The sequence below is a fragment of the Pelagicoccus sp. SDUM812002 genome (assembly GCF_031127835.1).
Classification (GTDB): Bacteria; Verrucomicrobiota; Verrucomicrobiia; order Opitutales; family Opitutaceae; genus Pelagicoccus.
The window spans coordinates 38,586-52,970 of sequence record NZ_JARXHX010000025.1; the positions used below are offsets into that span (position 1 = coordinate 38,586).

Annotated in this window: 8 protein-coding genes; 7 read left to right on the forward strand and 1 reads right to left on the reverse strand. The window is 53.7% G+C overall.

Annotated features, from left to right (window positions below):
• Positions 1 to 36 precede the first annotated feature (36 nt).
• From QEH53_RS21625 to QEH53_RS21655, 7 genes are all read left to right on the forward strand, one after another.
• A complete protein-coding gene (locus tag QEH53_RS21625) occupies positions 37 to 627 on the forward strand; it encodes a polysaccharide biosynthesis/export family protein (protein WP_309025313.1) in 591 nt (196 codons plus the stop codon).
• A 94-nt stretch (positions 628 to 721) separates the two neighbouring features.
• Positions 722 to 2,905, forward strand: coding sequence for a polysaccharide biosynthesis tyrosine autokinase (locus QEH53_RS21630; RefSeq protein ID WP_309025314.1), 2,184 nt, complete (start codon positions 722 to 724; stop codon positions 2,903 to 2,905).
• A gap of 346 nt (positions 2,906 to 3,251) precedes the next feature.
• Complete coding sequence (locus tag QEH53_RS21635; RefSeq protein WP_309025315.1) at positions 3,252 to 5,537, forward strand: hypothetical protein; 2,286 nt, start codon at positions 3,252 to 3,254, stop codon at positions 5,535 to 5,537.
• Positions 5,538 to 5,656: 119 nt separating this feature from the next.
• Complete coding sequence (locus QEH53_RS21640) at positions 5,657 to 7,231, forward strand: exosortase/archaeosortase family protein (protein WP_309025316.1); 1,575 nt, start codon at positions 5,657 to 5,659, stop codon at positions 7,229 to 7,231.
• 54 nt (positions 7,232 to 7,285) lie between these two features.
• Positions 7,286 to 8,938, forward strand: a complete 1,653-nt coding sequence (locus tag QEH53_RS21645) for a hypothetical protein (protein WP_309025317.1) — start codon at positions 7,286 to 7,288, stop codon at positions 8,936 to 8,938.
• Between the two features lie 29 nt (positions 8,939 to 8,967).
• Entirely contained in the window at positions 8,968 to 11,220 is a 2,253-nt protein-coding gene (locus QEH53_RS21650) for a hypothetical protein (RefSeq protein ID WP_309025318.1), read from the forward strand.
• A gap of 4 nt (positions 11,221 to 11,224) precedes the next feature.
• Complete coding sequence (locus QEH53_RS21655) at positions 11,225 to 12,868, forward strand: hypothetical protein (RefSeq protein WP_309025319.1); 1,644 nt, start codon at positions 11,225 to 11,227, stop codon at positions 12,866 to 12,868.
• A gap of 297 nt (positions 12,869 to 13,165) precedes the next feature.
• On the opposite strand, the gene QEH53_RS21660 is transcribed toward QEH53_RS21655, so the two are convergent.
• On the reverse strand, positions 13,166 to 13,777 hold the full coding sequence (locus QEH53_RS21660) for a hypothetical protein (RefSeq protein WP_309025320.1): 612 nt from the start codon (positions 13,775 to 13,777) through the stop codon (positions 13,166 to 13,168).
• Between the last annotated feature and the right edge of the window lie 608 nt (positions 13,778 to 14,385).

Here is a 14,385-nt window from a genome sequence, read left to right on the forward strand (position 1 = left end):
GCTCCAAGAATCTGGAATCTCGATAGCTCTTTAAAAATGAACACGCTTAAAACCCTCTTACGTTTCGTCGCAGTCGCAGCCGCACTCGGACTCGCCTCATTCTCCACTGCCCAATCGGGTAGCGAGAACTACAAGCTAAAATCGGGTGACGTCATATCGCTGCGCATCTTCCAGGAACCGGACATGGTGACCGAGACGCGTATCACTGCTGAGGGATCTGTGCACTTTCCCCTGATCGGCGCGCTTCAAGTTGCAGGTAAGACGCTACCCGAACTGCAACGGGAACTCTTCGCCCTTTACGATGCCGACTATTTTGTAAACCCGCAGGTCAGTATCCAAATCACTGAATACGCCCAGAATCGTATCCGCGTGAGAGGCAAGGTGAACAAACCAGGATTCGTCATTATCCCACCGGAAGAAGAGTTTACCTTGATCGATGTCATCACCGCCGCGGGAGATATCGCCTCCGGTGGAAACGAAAAAAAGGTCGAGCTGCACCGCAAATATGCGAACGGAGACACCGAAGTGAACACTATCGACCTTTCGAGCAGACAAGGGCGCAGCATTGCCGCCAGCCTCAAGATGCAAAATGACGATGTCGTGATCGTTCCCGAGAAATTATTCTAACCCTATCCGATCTTCGATCATTGGCTCTCGGTCGATCACCAGTCCCCAGAGCCTAGAAGCCGGCACTCAACACCCTCTTTCCTGAATCCATATAATGACCGACGAAAAGAAATTCAACTCGCCTAACGAAGGGCGTGCTTCGCAATCCCATTCAGCGGGACTGATGGGAGCGATCGACATCAAACGCTATGTGGCTGACTTCCTGGACCGCATTTGGTGGTTCGTGGCTGTCTTCGTCCTCGTAGCCGGTGGCATCTATTATTGGATGATGAGCGCCACACCTCTCTACAAAGCGAATGCTAGCGTGCAAATCCTGAGGCAAGAGGAGTCGCGTACCCAGTTCGACAAGGTGGCTGAGGAAAGGGTCGGTAATACCGAGGACATCAATACTCAGATCAACCTTCTCAGCAGCATGGAGATCGTGGAGCGAGTCGCTGAGCGAGTGAAAGACGAGTTGGAGCAGGATTTCCTAGCTCCCTACCGCGAAATCGACCAGAAAAGCGAAGACCTTTCCATTCTGGGAATTCTCTGGGAGAACCGCAAAATAGTACCCGCTCGCTTGAGCTTGATCGTTTCCGTCGAGTACGTGCACCCCAACCCGGAAGTTGCCGCCACCGTAGCAAACCTCTTTGCCGACGAAATGATGGCTTACTTCAGTTCGGTACGTAGCGAGGTAGTGGTGAGAGCAGTACAGGACTTGCGTGAGCAGGCAGAGATCCAACGCCGCAAAGTCGAAAACATCGAAAAGCAATTGGTCGATTTCAAGGAGGACCTGCAAACGATCTCCTTCGACCAACGCCTCGATATCGACCAACAGGAAATGATCTCCCTCAATTCCTACGCTACACAAAAGGAAGAGGCTCGCGATAGACTTACGACCCAATGGGGCATGATAGAATCAGCCCGCGAAAACGGTACAGAATTACACAACCTGTCATTCATCGCTGCTTCGCCCCGCATTGGAGCTTTGTTGACAGCCATCGCCACCCATCGCGTGGAAATCGCCCGATTGAGCGAACGTTACCGCCACAAGCATCCCCGCATGATCGAGGCCACTGAGGCCCTAAAAGCAGCGGAGACGGAGCTCGCCGTAGCATCCGAAGAAGCAGCCCGATTGATCGCCAGCGAACTGAACCAGTCTGAGCAAGATTTGGTGAAGGCAGAGCAAAAAGTGACTGCCAAAAAGAGCGAGATCATTAGCATGCAGCGAAATGATGCCCTCTATGACTCGAAAGCTCGCGAGCTGGAAGTAAACCAAAATCTTTACCAGTACCTCTACAACCGTATCCAAGAAACGGAGGCTCAAAACCGCGACGACATCAACAAACTGCGCCTCGTGGACGGAGCCACCGTTCCTCCTGAGCCCTACACCCCCAAGCTTCTGCTCGCGATCGCCGCGGGGATCATGGGCGGCGGTGTCTGCGCCACTGGCTTAGTGGTACTGCTCATCTTTATTGACGACCGCGTACGCAGCCCAATGGAAGTCGAGCAAAAGTTCGGTCTCCCCATTCTTGGAGTATTATCCATGATGAAAGGCAAACCCAAGACAGTCCGAGATCTGACCAAGGCTACGGAGAACGATCCGCAAAATACGGAGACTCTGAATACGACCGTGGCCACTATGCGTCTGGATCCAGACTCCACCGATGCTAAGGTTATCCTCATCACCAGCACTATCAGCAACGAAGGAAAGTCCTACCTTTCTGGGGCTCTCTCCTCCGCATTTCAAAGATACGGTGAAAAAAGCCTGCTCCTTAATTGCGACCTGCGAGCCCAGGAGGACCGTTTCGCCAAGTTCCCCAACGTCGGATTAGCCCCCTATATCACAGGAGACTCCGAGGATGTCGAACGCTTCATACATACCAGCGATGAACTTGGCTGTGACGTACTGCCAGCCGGCAGGTCTCACCAGCAGCCGTACATCCTCTACAATTCGCCCAAGTTCAAGGCCATGCTGGAGCACCTGAAAGGCAAGTACGACCGCATCATCATAGATACTCCACCGGCACACCTATTCGGCGACGCTATGAGCTTGTTGCCGCACTGTGACGGGCAAATCTTCGTATCCGGTTTCTCAAGAGCTCGAGTCGGCCTCGCCACAAAAACAGTACGCAAACTGCAGGATACCAACGTTCCGATCTTTGGAGTACTGGTCAATGGAGTCCGCCTCTTCCAAGCTAAGATGTACTACCCTGAATATTACCACACCTACGGTGACTACTACAAGTACGGCAACTACGGCAAGAAACGGTCCAAGCAAGTGCCTGCCAATGCCTAACGCTCGCTCGATTCCGTCAGCTGGATCGCTTTGCCTCAGCAAAGAGCCAGCGGACTGGACCGATCCAAAAATAATCCGCATTGAACGTAGGACCTCCTAGTAAGAGCGCAATGATTTCAGCGCCCAGCGCAACCGAGGCAAATCCACGTAGGAAACGGCCTCACGCTATCTTGTCCGTACTAATACCGATGAAGGCCTTCGCTCCAGCGAAGGCGTATTCCCTTTAGCACTACACTCAGTTGTTCGAAAGAAAAACGCACAACTGGATCCGCAACCGTAACCCACCACCTAGAAGCCCCATTCGCCCGGGAGCTGGGACCCAATTTTCGAAACCTAATCAGCAAGCATGGCCGACTCCCTCATCAAAAAGAACAAGCACGGATACGGATATGGATACGGGCAAGGATACGGGTACGGCGAACGCGTGCCCCTGCTGCCCTCCGGTAAACGCAACCTACGCATCGCGTTGATCATCTTGTTCATCGGTCTCGGTTGGTTGGGCTACCGCTTCCTGATCTGGCACGAGGCGCGTCAATTGACCGCTTCCGCTATATCATGGGAGCGAGCCGAGGTAGAGGATGCCTGGGAACACCTCGAGTCGGTCAGCCTGTGGGCGGTTGATATCGAACGCTTCAAAAACATACGGCTTACCCTTCTGTTGGAGCGAGATCCTGTAGCAGCCTTCACCTATGCCCAGCGCGCCATCGCCAATGAGGAGGGGCTGGAATACAAGCGGCCGGAGTTTGCTTGGAATGCTTTGCTTCTCGCTGCCATCCGCTCTCAAAATTGGACAGGACTGGAGCAGAGCCTTCAGGAGGTGGAAAACCGGCAAACCTTGCCAAAGGATTCCCCTGAAGTGCTGACCGCTCAAGCCTGGCTCGAACTGAGTAAAGGAGAATCTGTGAAAGCCTGGGAGACGCTGCAAGACGCTCTGGAACGCAATCCCTACGATACAGAAGCACGACTTTTACGATCTGAACTACAGACACGAAGCGGGGATCGAGGGGATCGGAACCAAGCTCTGGTTAGCTTACGCGAAATAATTGGGCAGAACAGTTCCGACTCAATTAGAGCCAGCATGCTCCTACTCAGCAGTGGGCTCCTGCCAACGGTAGAGGCGGACTGGAAGACCGAGATCGAGCACCTAGCAGCCAATCCGTATTTGGAAACCCACTACCTTTTCGCTCGCCCCGCCGCTCTCCGCATTTCCCTTTCCCACATTCGCGGACGCAGCCCAGAGCTGAGCTATCGTTTTGCCAAGCAGTTGAGCAACCTCGAAGTTGCCAGTGCGGAGGAAGTCGCGGAGTACGCTTTTAACGCCCAAGAACTTGGGGAACTCGCAGAGGCTGAAGAGGCCATCGCCACCTATCGAAGCAAGAGCGAGGAGCAGCCTCTGGGCCTTTGGCTGGACACGCGTCAAGCTTGGTTCAACGAGAACCTCGAGGTCACCCTGCAAGGCTGTCGCGATGGCCTGCGCACAGCTCAGGCAACGCGCTTCCTTCCTCTACTCGCAGCCTTCGCGCAGGATCAGGACTTGGCTATCTCTGACACCTACAAAAGGGATGCACTCTCATTGATTATTGAATACAACAACCTAACCATCCACCAGTGGGACTTCGCCGCTCGAGCTCTCTGGCCTTTGCAAGAAGATATGCAAGTGTTACTCACTAAACAGGCACTCTCTTGGTCAGTGGATCGGCCCTTACTGGCCTCACGTTTCCTTATCGACCATAACCGACCGCAAGAAGCCCTCACTGCACTGGAACGGCTACCCACGCCGCAGCCAAGCGAGGCGATCGAGCTCCGATTCCGAGCCCTAGTGCTTCAGGGCTCTTACTCGGAAGCTCGAACCTTGCTTCAAGATTCCACCGACGTCACCCCCTTCACCCGGCGGAGCGGCGAACTCATGCTGGCCCTGTTAGTGGGGAACGAAAGCGAGATCAAAGGCTCGTGGGACCAAGCGTGGGGATTGGCCGAGAAACTTCGAAGCCCAGCGGCTTTCACAGCTTTGGGCGACCTTTGTTTCGAGTACGATCGCCTCGGGTTGGCACTCAGAGCCTACAAAAAGGCCAAATCATTGGCTCCTGCCCTGACCGTGTCCCCCGACTCGCTCAGGCGCTTCGCTCAACTGCTGTTGGTTGAAAAACAGACCGGCGAGGCCTTGGACCTCATCGCCCAAGCTCTCTTCGCAGAACCTGCTTCCGTCGAACTGCAACGTCAATGGGCCTACTACAGCATATTACTCAATAACGATCTTCTCCCAGCTAAGGACAAAGCGCGTGCCCTTTTCGACCGCCGCAGCGAAGAAGCGGATATCGCCGTGACTATGGCTTTCGCCTACTTGCGAACCGGACAGAAAGCGCGTGCCTTAGCGCTGCTGGAGCAAGGCGGTGGAACCCGCGTCAAGAGCAATGCAAACCGGGCGATACTCTACGCGGCCCTAGTCGCCAACGGCGAAAACGAGCGGGCAGAAATTCTGAGAGAGAATATCGACCTCGCCGCCCTGTTGCCCGAAGAGGTTGCCCTTATCGAGGAATATCAACCCGTGCTCATCGAAGAAATCGAACTCCCAGAATTTGCAGAGGACGCACGACTGATCGACCTGCAAAATGCCAAAGAGGCAAAGAGGTAAACGTGATGTCGTTCACGAATCGCTAGTCTACCACTATGACCGTAATTCACAGGCATGATATATTAACAGCAGCTGGCAGGCAAGCTACGCTCGGCAAGGAGTGGCTCTTCGTTTGATCAATGAATAAGGGTCTGATAGGTAATGCGATCACTCTCTTGGCCATGGCCGTGGCTTGGGGACAGCTGTTGTGGTTTCTCCACTACAATTGGTCCTCCGAATCCTCCTACAACTACGGTTGGGTCGTGCCTCCCCTCGCTCTATTGCTGTTGGTCCCTAGGCTTCGAGAAGCGAGTGAACGCCCTAAGGCCCCTAATACGTCTCTGGGACTGAATTGGAGCTTCATCGCTATCGGTCTGCTGGAGTTCGTATTTTCGCGCGTGCTGATCGAAGTGAACCCCTTCTGGCGACTTCCGCTTTGGTCGGGGGCCTGCTCCCTCATTTTTGCTACTTGGGCTTGGATTCGCTTGCGGTGGGGACTTGCCGCAGGGCGGGCCTCCATCTTCCCGCTCTGCTTCAGCCTCACCATGGTGCCTTGGCCAAGTATGGTAGAAAAGCATATCATAAACGCTCTCACCGAACTCGTGACTCGCGTATCCGTAGAAGCATTACAAATCATCGGTCACCCAGCTGAACGCATGGGCAACATCATCCAAATGGGCAGCGTTACGGTAGGAGTCGAAGAAGCCTGTAGCGGTATCAAATCACTGCAGGCCTTGAGCATGATCGCCCTCTTCGTCGGAGCCTACTGGGGACTAAAGGTCTCTGGACGCTCTCTGCTCCTTTTGGCAGCCATCTGCCTGACGCTGCTCTTCAATCTAGGGCGTTCAATCACCTTGTCTTTGCTGGTGGTAAACGGAGGACAGGAGGTATTCGACCAGTGGCACGACACCGTCGGTTATATCGCTCTCGGACTCGGATTGATCTGCCTCTTCTATCTCGGCTCCAAGTTGCCGGTGGCCGAAAACCCCGCACCCAGCGAGCCAAAGGGTTCCCCTCGAAACTGGAATTCGCTGGCTCGCGGGCCGGCGAGCCTTGCTCTCGTCTTCGCATTGGTGCCGTTTTTTGTAAGCGAGCTTTGGTATCGTGACCTAGCCGAGCTCGAGGATTCAAAGCGTATCGATTGGACGGTGGACCTCTACGGAGTCGCCACTCCAAATCTGCAGACTGAAACCCTACCGATCCATCCTCGGATTGAAGATATACTTGGCTTCGACTACGGACATCATCTCTCCATAAAAGAGGTAGAACAAGAGCGACCGGCGGAACTCTGGTACTACGGCTTCACGGGTGAGTCTAAGAGCAAGAGCCTGATGGCGTACGGCCATTCCCCCACTATTTGCATGACTGCATCTGGAGCTCTGATGCAAAGCAGGCTCGAACCGCTTCGGGTCGACCTCGGAGCTCTGGAAATCCCCTTCCAACACTACTCCTTTCGTTTACCCAACGGACAGATGAGCCAGGTTTTCTGGTGCCTCTGGGATGATCTGCACCGTGGCGAAACTGAGAGCGTGGATGGGGCAAGTAGGCTCGCTCAATTTAAGTCAGTCTTCAGCCGCCAGCGCAGCTTGCAGCGAAAGGTCGCTCTTCTCGGAGTGCCCGTGAACGATCCCGAGCAAGGCCGCCTCATCGCTACAAAGCTAGTAAGAGACCTTTTCCTCCTAAAACAAGGCGACAAGACTTTTCGCTACAAATAAGCCCCCAGCACTCCCCGCTCAATAATCCGGTACTTAGCGCCCACTCTTTCTTCCATGAACCAACTACGCGATCGTTTCATCAATTTCTTGAACTCACGACCCTACCTGGTCGCAACGCTCGCTTGCCTCATAACCTCGCTGATGATTTTCGCTCAGCCAGGCTACCGAATCTTCAAGAAATTCCGCTCCGAGGCCTTGCTTCAGGAGTCGATACAACTGGTTGAGGAGGAATCTTACGTGCAGGCCTTCTATAAGGCGCGAACCGCCATCCTGTTGAATGGCAGCAACATCGACGCCGCTCGTCACTTGGCCGACCTCGCCCTTAAGTTCAACCACTCGCAAGCCCATCGCCTTTGGGAGACCGTGATCAATAACGAGGAGGCGGAGGCCTCCGATTGGGCCTTCGCTGTCGATGCAGCGTTTCAAAAAGGAGACTATCCAATCGCCTTCGGCTACCTGCTGCGCTGGGAAAACGAGGGCGTCGACGACCCTTCCAGCTTCGCCCTTAGGCAAGCGCAGGCCTATGCCTTGGCTGGCGACTTGGACATAGCCCGTGATCTCGCAAATCAAGCAATTGACAAATACCCGGATGACCAAGGTATCCACCAGCTACATCTCTATCTCGCCAACTTGCTCTCCAATGAAGAACAACGGGATGCTCTCGCCCAAAGCCTGATCCGCCCCGCGAACGCCTCCTTCGACGATCTCCGGTGGGTCGCCACCAACAACCTTATCAATTCAGAAAGGCGAATCGCCGCCATCCAAAAGATCCTGTCAGGCGCCGATCTGTCGCTAGCACAACGGCTCAGCTTCATTAACCTTGGAGCGAAGCTTGGTTGGATAGAAGCCAATGACCGCATCAACCAGATACAGGTCAGTATCGACCTTTCCGATACAGAGCAGTTAGCTAGCTTTACCAGCGCCCTGTGCTTGCTCGGTCGTTACGCGGACGTCCTAGAACTCATCGAAGAGGAGACAGCAGGAGAGCACCGCATCCTGATGCGAAACTTGCTACTGGCTCAAGTGCGCGAAGGAGGTGTCGAGACCGCCCTCGACATCACTTCGCAACACCGCGGCAAACGACTAACAACCCTCGCCGAGGAAACCCTATTACGCGCGCTCGCCTTTCAGGAGAGCGGAAATCAAGGACTGTACCAAAACAACCTAGACCAAGCCATCAGCTCCGCAAATTTCGAGGACCTATCCTTTCTCGAATACCAGTTTCAGCAGTTGGGCGAAGTGGGAGCTCTCCTGGACCTCTACGAGCGCGTCAGCCAGCATCCTACCTTTGGCACGCAGGCACGCAGCTTCTGGTTGAACCTGGCCATCGCGGTGCAATCCGAATCTGAAATTGCCTACGCGATCAACCACGATCCGGAGTGGGTAGAACAACTACTGGATCCACAACAGAAAGCCAATGCGATCTACTACAGTTTGCTCTATGCAACCGATCCTAACAAAGCCCGCTACCAAGCCGAAAAACTAGCCGCCACTTTTCGCGGCAATCCTGACTTCCAGCTCCTAGTTGCATTAGCCTACCATCGCCAAGGCATGCCTCAAGTCGCCCAACAGTTCATCGCAAACCTCGACGTCCCCTTCGAAAACCTAGGGCCGCGGAGCCGTTTTATCGCAGCAGCGCTGACAAAAGTGCCACTCGAGCTCCCCACCGAGAGCCTGTTACCCGCTGAAAAAGGGATGCTTCAATAGGGATTGAGCGAGACTTAAGCTCCGGATCGATGAAAAGAAAAGAAAACACTTTCGACTACTACGAGCTGTCACAAGAGCTCAACCGGAAAGGTTGGCGCAATTTCAGTATCCTAATTTTGGCGACACTGACAGCAACCGGCTGGGTTTCATGGAAAGTTTTCCTGTGGCAAAATCACCGCAAACTCGAGGCTGCCCAGATCGCTTGGGCTGAACAAAAGGTGGAGGAGTCGAGGACCTTCCTCCGTGAGGTGAACCGCCAAGCGGCGAAACGAACCCGATACGACGACCAGCAATTGAAGATCCTCTCCCTGACAAGCCCGGAGGCAGCCCTTGCTTACATCCAAAGCGTTAGGGAAGAAGGTACTGTAGAACCGCTCTACCAAGATCGACTCGCCCGGATCGGACTGGACGCTGCAATCGCAAGCGGCGATCCAACGCAAATCGAACAGCAGCTGCAGATTGTCGAAAATTCGGGTCTCGTGAGCGAGGATGACCCTGACCTTAATTGCGCCCGGGCATGGCTTGCTCTGGCTGAGAGCGATACCGAAAACCTTCTCAAGTATATCCAAACGACACTGCGTCAGCACCCGCTGCACACCGGAGCCTTGATGCTGCGCTCCCAGATCCAGGCAACTAGCACGGACCCCATGGAGCGTATCCAAGCCCTTAGTACTTTGAGAATCTTGGGACAAGCCAAAGAAGCCTACGCCGTCCCTGCAAACGCCCTCCTGATCGGATCCGAACTTTGCCCTATCGGTTCGGAAGATTTCGCAGCGGCGAAACAGAGACTACAGCAAAGCCCATACTTCGATTTTCACTACAGGCTCAAAGATCCTGCACTCCTGCGTAGCTTGATTGTTCGCCTAGGCGAACTCGATTCCGCCTTGAGTCTAAGACTATCGGAGAAGTTATTGCTGCTTCCGGAGGCTAACGACATGGACCGACTCAAACACTGCTACTTCGCCCAGAAGACTGGAGCCACTGAAGATGCCCGCGACCTGCTCGATAGCATATCACCGGATGGCGCACAGTCTGACCAGTTTGCATGGATCCGAGCCCGCCAGCTCGCAGCTGAGGGCAGGTCCAAAGAGGCAATGGCAGCAGGTATCGAAGGATTAAACACGGTCGTGAAGCGAGAATTCGCGGGATTCCTACAGGATTTCACCCCCTCCCTCGATTCCAAGTCGAAAGCTCAAGTCCAAGAGCAGATTCTTCAAACCCCCGACCTCCCCTTGGCTGCCTACCTGACAGCCGTAGAAACCCTTTGGGACGAGCAGCTGCAGCCAAAGCAGGATATCATCAACTATTGCCTAGAAAAAGCTTCAACAGACCCCTTGGCTATCGCCGGCTTCTTCTCCCGGAAAGGACATCCGGAGCTCGTAATCCAGTCCCTAGCATCCAAATCTGAAGCCACTGCAAGCCAGATGGGGTTCTCTCTCTACTTCGACGCCCTCCTCCGTACGCAGCAGTGGACGGAAGCCCGAGATCTCATCAATGCGGCTAATACTCTCGGTCCCTACGACTTGGCCGTGGCTCAATTGCTTCTGGCACTCTCGCAGGATGAGACGGAGGAAATAGAGACGACATGGCAGCTTGCGCAGGAGCGAGCTTCGCTCAAGGACTCTCCGTATCCAGACCTCGTCAAACTAGCAGATATCGCCTACCGCTACGAACGGAACGAGTGGGCTGGACAACTCTATCGTGACCTTTACCGAAAACGCCAACTGGAAGCGTTCAGGCTAAATTCCTTGTTGAGTTTCTACCAGATCGAGCGGAAGGCTGGAAATACTCAAGTCTGCTTAGACCTCCTGCACGCGGCTCTAGCCCTCGCCCCGAACGTAAACGAGCTGAAACGGGAGGCGGCCTATTTAGGACTGTTGCTCGGACAAGACACCCTCACCGCAAAGGATTCTCTTAGGAAATTGGTTACTCAACGGGACGAGGATCCAGCAACTCGCTATTATCTAGCTCTCGCTCTCGTAAAGACAGGCAGAAGCAAGCAGGCCCTCGAGCTGGTAGGACCGAATCAACCCGATACCGCAACTGACAACGCTTCGATACAGGTAATCCGCTACGTCGTCCTGAACCACAACGAAAGGTACGAGGAATCGGCCAACCTTGCCGAGACGATTGATCAAACTCAACTGTTGCCTGAGGAGGTCGTTCTCCTCAGCCAACACCGCCCCGTCCGTATCGAGCATATTGTAATACCGGATACGGAAGAAGGAGCCCCACGATTGAGTAACCCAACCAGGGTGACTATGAAAGAGGAAGGAACCTAGGACGATGAAAGAGCAATTCGTATACTTCCTCAACAAGCGCAGCTTTTGGGTGGGAGCGCTTTCCCTGTCAATTCTGACGGTCGGCTTCGCCCTAAAACCTGCCTACCGGTCCTTTAAAGTTTGGAGAGCTCAAAACATTTTCTCCGACTCAAAGGAACTGATCGAGGAAGAGGCTTACCTTCGCGGTTTCGAGCGAGCCCAAGCGGCCGTCATGCTCAATCCCCGAAACGTGGAGGCACTACGCCACCTTGCCACGCTGTCCGTCGACTTCGGACATCCCCTAGCCTACCGCTACTGTGATCTCGTGCTTAAGTCCGAGGAGGCAAACGAAGAGGATTGGGCCCGCTCCGTGGATGCGGCTTTTCAGGCTGGCGAAACGAAACAAGTCTTTGAAAACCTTACCGCATGGAAATACAAGGAAGGCTCTCAGTCCGCTGCCTTCGCCCTGCGAGAGGCAAAGGCGTTCCTGTCGCTAAGCGACTATTCCGTCGCCTTAGCCATACTTGAAGAAGCCCGCGCGGCGCACCCTACCTCCGTAGATGTACGAGATCTCACTCTCGCTGTCTTGAGTTTTGTTGGTTCTTCGTCTGCTCTGCAAGCTGCAGCGGAGGAGATTCTAGCTCGAGCAACGCCTATCGATCGCAAAGAACTGGAATGGGTCAGCCAACAAAAGAGGCTTCCTCATGCGCCTCGGCTACGAGCTCTCGAACATCTCCTTTCCGGATCCGAGCTCACCCTGGCCGACCAGACTCGTTTCTTGTTGGACGCCTACCGGCTAGGTGCAAATAACGCCGCGGAGCGTATCCAATCCCTGATGACGCAGGTCAAAAGAGCGGATAGCGAAACCCTCGCAACCTACACAACTGCCCTCTGCGAAATCGGCTCCTACGAGTCGGTCTTGGAACTTATCCCTGAAACGAGCGAAGATCGAATCCTGCAACGCAACCGCCTCTTCGCCGCGATCGAGACCGAGCAATTGGATGAGGCTTTCGCCTATAGTGCCTTGGACCGCTCCCAGCGTCTCACTACCGTAGCAGAAGAAACCTTGCTTCGAGCTTTGGCCTACCTGAAATCCGGCGAAACCTTACAGCATAAGAACAGCCTCGCCCAGGCTATCGATGCTGCAGAAGTGGCCGACTTGCCCTTCCTGTCGCTACAGTTCCAGAAACTTGGATACACCGATACGCTGCTGAAGCTCTACGAGCGTTTTTCAACAAAGTCGGATTTTGGATACAGGCTCCTCCCAGCCTGGCTCAAGCTTTCTCTCGCCCATCGGGAGGAAGCATCCCTCCAGCGTTGCATCAAGAGCCTCTCTTTCAAAAATCTCGCGATCTACCCACCTCAGGATCGGTCTGCCTTTACCTACTATTGTTTGGTTTTCGACCTGCACCGGCAAGAGGCGATCCGCGAAGCAGAAACCTTGGCATCACGCTTTCCCCAAGAAAAGAGCTTTCAGTCCCTTTTAGCCTTGGCTCAGTGGCGAAAAGGTGAACTCCAAACAGCCCGAGCTTTGCTGAAAAAGCTGACCGGCCCATCAGATTCCAGTACCGAGGATTTAGTTCAGGCGCTGATCCTTGGCTCAGATCTACCCCAACAAGACAGGGATACATACTTCGAGGCCGAACTCGCACTCCTGCAAAGTAGATAAATCGGTTGCTTCAGGAGTGAGCTAATATTTTTCCACCCAGCGGACCTAGACACCGACAATTACAATTCCGATCAATCAATCTGAGCATCCGGGCTCTGTAAACACCTCGTAGCGAAGCAAGACCTGAGGAGCGAAGTGCTTAGGTTGGAAGCCTTTGGGCCAATTTGTGGCCGAGAAAAATGTGGCTCGGAACTTAGAACCTAGTCCGCAGGACCCAACTAGATCCCCATCCCTCTCGGTACAAAAAACACGCGCTCCCAGGAACGCGTGTCTTAATCAAAGAGAGGAAAGAACCAATTAGACCGCCGCAGCTTTCTTGCGCTTGCGGGCGAAGTACATGCTGGCAAACAGAGCTGGAATCACCGCCGCCAGGACCGCTGGCTCAGGAACGGCCGAAACCGTTCCGAAGATCGTAACATTGTCCAAAGACAATTTGTTGTCCTTTCCACCTGCGACACCAGTAAGGCTGAAAACCGTAGACTCGCCGGCTGTAAGAGGGGTATCGAAATTGTAATCGAATAGACTAGAAGACGTGCCCAAGATACCACCGTCAGTATCAGTAAGAGGTGATGATCCACCTAGTGTCCAAGAGAAGCTGAAACTGCCTTGGCTCACATTCTCACTAGCATTGAAAGAAACGCCCGTCAGGTCGACTTGGTAACCCTCTGCCAAATTAAATGAGAAAGATGTTGTCGAAGAACCGTTTTTCGGCACGTCGAAGGATAGTGCACCACCTCCAATTATCCCGTTTGACCATGATGAGATCGCTTCAATTGCATCGACCTTCGACGAAACGCCGGGTCCGCTGAAATCAAAGACGAAAAGAGGCGAATCCGCCTGAGCGTGGCAAAGGCTCCCTACCAAGGGGGCAGCAAAAGCTGCGAGGAGAGCAATAAATTTCTGTTTCATGTGTATACTGAGTCTGATAACTTTCTTGGAAATACGAGAGAACGAAAGGTCGTCGGATTTAGATCGGGTGGGCAGGCTACTGCTTAGATAAAGGATATTGGGAAACGAGATTAGACCCATGTCACTCGATTGGAGTGGATAAATTGCAAGGCGACGAATTTAATAGGCTGTAAAATTAACGGATAACTTCACTCCAACTTGTAAAGAAAAGGTTAATCTAATGCTCACTAAGTAAGTAATCACCCATCACTCAGCGAGTTTTTATAGCACAAATCAGGGATTCCCTGAGAGATTCGCGAAGCATTCCCCATTTCTACAAAACCTTATGAATGGAGGCTTAAGCTGCATCACACAGATTCGGCAGACTGGGACGAACGGAAGATCCAATATACCTGAAGTACTCGAGCTCCCAGCCCTCGCGCTGATCTGAAATGAGCTGAGCCAGCAAAAAGCCCCGATGCTTTGAAGCTCCGGGGCTTTGAATGACTAACGTAGTAAAGAAGGAGCTTTAGCCCTAGTACTCTCCAAAGACCTCCACCTCGACGTAGTGGTTCATCTCGTTGCTGGTGTTGCCGTCGGAGTACAGGCGCACGTAGCGGGCCTTGGTT